At 62.6% G+C, this 1,905-nt stretch carries 3 protein-coding genes; all 3 read right to left on the reverse strand.

What is annotated here, in order from left to right; all coding sequences use genetic code 11:
* Positions 1-843, reverse strand: an 843-nt coding sequence (locus EN750_RS32195; protein WP_127399098.1) for a beta-ketoacyl-ACP synthase II, incomplete at its 3' end; no start/stop codon positions are given.
* A 34-nt stretch (positions 844-877) separates the two neighbouring features.
* Positions 878-1,114: an acyl carrier protein gene (locus EN750_RS32200; RefSeq protein WP_006203723.1), complete on the reverse strand. Its 237-nt coding sequence runs from the start codon at positions 1,112-1,114 to the stop codon at positions 878-880.
* Between the two features lie 210 nt (positions 1,115-1,324).
* Positions 1,325-1,905 (reverse strand): 3-oxoacyl-ACP reductase FabG (gene fabG / locus EN750_RS32205; protein WP_127399099.1); only part of this gene is annotated, 581 nt, incomplete at its 5' end.

Consider the following 1,905-nt stretch of genomic DNA (forward strand, 5'->3'; position numbering starts at 1 on the left):
CGCGGGCGCGGTGATGTGATGCGCGTCGCCGGTGAGACCGTAACCCGTCACCTCGGCATAGATCTTGGCGCCGCGCGCCCTGGCATGTTCGAGCTCCTCGAGCACGACAACGCCGGCGCCCTCGCCCATAACGAAGCCGTCGCGGTCGCGATCATAGGGTCGCGACGCCGTTTGCGGCGAATCATTGCGTTCCGTCGACAGTGCCCGGCATGCGGCAAAGCCGGCGATCGACAGCCGCGTCACCGGCGCTTCGGCGCCACCGGCGACCATCACGTCGGCATCGCCCCACATGATCAACCGGGCAGCATCGCCAATGGCGTGCGCGCCGGTCGAACAGGCCGTGACGACGGCATGGTTCGGGCCTTTCAGTCCGTGCCGGATCGAAACCTGCCCGGAGACGAGATTGATGATCTGGCCCGGGATGAAGAAAGGGCTGATGCGGCGCGGGCCGCGCTCCTTGAGGATCATCGCGTTCTCGGCGATGCCCTCGATGCCGCCGATGCCGGAGCCGATCAGGACACCGGTGGCACACCGCTCTTCATGCGTCTTGGGTTCCCAGCCGGAATCCTTCAGCGCCTCGTCGGCGGCGGCAATCCCGTAAAGGATGAAGTCGCCGATCTTGCGCAGTTCCTTGGGCTCGAGCACGGCCTCGGGATTGAAGGTGGCATTGCTGCCGTCACCACGCGGAATGACGTGGGCGATCTTGCAGGCAAGATCCTCCACCTCGAACTCAGTGATGCGCTTGGCAGCGCTGCGGCCGGTCAGAAGTTCCTTCCAGCTGTGCTCGAAGCCCATGCCGAACGGCGACAGCAACCCAAGGCCCGTGACGACGACACGCCTCATCGCAGGTCCTCCCCGGTGATGACTGCGGAAAGCGTCAGGCCGAAGCCTTGTCGATGTACTTCACGGCATCGCCAACGGTCAGGATGGTCTCAGCCGCATCGTCGGGAATCTCGACGCCGAATTCTTCTTCGAACGCCATGACGAGTTCGACCGTGTCGAGGCTGTCGGCGCCCAGATCATCGATGAAGCTCGCCTGCTCCGTCACTTTGTCGGCATCGACGCCAAGGTGCTCGATGACGATCTTCTTGACGCGCTCTGCGGTGTCACTCATTTGGGCATCCTCGTCTTTTGTTTGTCTGTCTTCGTTAGCGGGCAGAATGCCGCTAATCAAGCTGAAAGATGGTCCTGCCGGAAACGCAACGACTACGGACCGGTTTTTGCCCGAACCGCCGGGTTGCGGGCCGCATTACACGAAAAATAGCTGAGGTCCAAGCCGAAATGGTCTCTTTTCACAACCCGCCGGCGTTGCTGCCGAACCTCGTCAAATCATAGCCATGCCGCCATTTACGTGGATGGTCTGGCCAGTGACGTAGGCGGCTTCGTTGGAGGCGAGATAAGCGACGGCGGACGCGACTTCAACGCTGGTGCCCATGCGCCGCGTCGGGATCGCCGCCATGATCGCCTCTTTCTGCTTGTCGTTGAGCTTGTCGGTCATCGCCGATTCGATGAAGCCCGGGGCGACGCAGTTGACGGTGATGTTGCGGGTGGCGATCTCCTGTGCCAGCGATTTGGAAAAGCCGATCATGCCGGCCTTTGAGGCGCAGTAATTGGTCTGGCCGGGATTGCCGGTGACGCCGACCACCGAGGTGATGTTGATGATGCGGCCATGGCGGCGGCGCATCATCGGGTGGGTGAGTTCGCGGGTCAGCCTGAACACGGCGGTCAGGTTGACCTCGAGCACGCTGTCCCAGTCGGCATCCGACATGCGCACGAACAGGCCGTCCTTGGTGATGCCGGCGTTGTTGACCAGGATGTCGACGCCTTCGAGATCGGCTTCGGCTTTCTGGCCGAGCGCCTTGACCTCCTCACGGTTGGACAAATTGGCCGGGAACAGCTTGACCC

It is taken from the genome of Mesorhizobium sp. M7A.F.Ca.ET.027.03.2.1, assembly GCF_003999175.1.
Lineage (GTDB): Bacteria > Pseudomonadota > Alphaproteobacteria > Rhizobiales > Rhizobiaceae > Mesorhizobium.

Coding starts and splice junctions, on each gene's coding strand:
- EN750_RS32200 (WP_006203723.1), bottom strand. CDS start 1,114: ATGAGTGACACCGCAGAGCGCGTCAAGAAGATCGTCATCGAGCACCTT.